The sequence below is a fragment of the Bacillus sp. H1a genome, assembly GCF_000633475.1.
GTDB lineage: Bacteria > Bacillota > Bacilli > Bacillales > Bacillaceae_G > Bacillus_A > Bacillus_A paramycoides.
In genome coordinates this window covers 1-1,041 of the sequence record NZ_AYMH01000147.1, presented here as the reverse complement: position 1 = coordinate 1,041, position 1,041 = coordinate 1, and the positions used below count along the sequence as shown (strand labels likewise).

Sequence of the window (1,041 nt, the reverse complement as noted above, 5' to 3'; positions counted from 1 at the left end):
CCTATTGGGACAGTAACTACTAAAAATGCGCATTATACTGACTGGTCTGGGCATCATTTTTGTTTATCTTCTAGAGGAGATCTTGTTTTGACAGAAGAAGTTCTCTTATTTCTAAAGTCATTTGCATTAAATTATTGTGATATTACTCCATTAAAGAGAGCTTAATTATTTAGAGTCAAGTTATTTTATGATTTGACTCTTTTTGAATATCTTTCCAGAGTGGCCCCTCATACCCAGAATCGTTTCCGTACCCCATGTACTCATCTTTAAAAATTACTGTAATGATAAGGGTTTGTAGTCCTTAGCGTACAATTTTCCCAAAATGATATAGTGACCCCTTATAGAAGAATATAAATTTAATTTCGTACGCTAAACGGAATTTGAAATGGTAAAATATAGTTTAAGTAAAAGGTTAGGGGGATAAATTGATTTTATGGATATGCAGAAACGGAGAATATTAGTAGCAGGAATTATTTTAGCAGTAGTGTTAGTTGTAGGGTATTACTCTACTAACGTACTACAGACCTTCTCAATCGTATGTTGTGCAGTAGCGATTGTGTTTGGGGTTATAAGTAGTATACAAATGAAACGACAAAACAAGAAGTAAAGATTTAAAAATTTTATGATACCCCAAAATTTCTCGTTTTGGGGTATTTTCTTTTCTTAGCTTGATGGTGATGGGGTACCACCAGCATTTCGGAAAAAAACACGCTAAGGGCATACAAGATTTTATGCAGTTTTTCGGCTGATTTAGTAACAAATGAGAACCCTAAAACCCACGCCAGGATAGGAATGCATAAAAAAATGAATAGAGTTATAGAAAAATAAAAAGGGTAATCCTTGTGAGATTAGGGTTCCTCCTTGTCCTTGCTACCGATAATGTTATGTAGCCTTATGTTAACTAGGGGTGTATAGCCTATTCACCTTTTGATGTTACTTAATCTATGTTAAAAATATTCTCTTTACTCTCAGAATCTAGCAAATGTCATAACATATAATTTTCACGTTTTGTCAGCGAGCCCCCTTAATCTGCAATATAGC

1 protein-coding gene is annotated in these 1,041 nt (G+C 34.0%); it reads left to right on the top strand.

Annotation, left to right across the window (positions count from 1 at the left end; all coding sequences use genetic code 11):
* Positions 1-433: 433 nt before the first annotated feature.
* Positions 434-607 carry a hypothetical protein gene (locus U860_RS36185; protein ID WP_165616058.1) on the top strand — a complete coding sequence of 58 codons (174 nt, stop codon included), beginning with the start codon at positions 434-436 and terminating at the stop codon, positions 605-607.
* Positions 608-1,041: the final 434 nt, after the last annotated feature.

Coding starts and splice junctions, on each gene's coding strand:
- U860_RS36185 (WP_165616058.1), top strand. CDS start 434: ATGGATATGCAGAAACGGAGAATATTAGTAGCAGGAATTATTTTAGCA.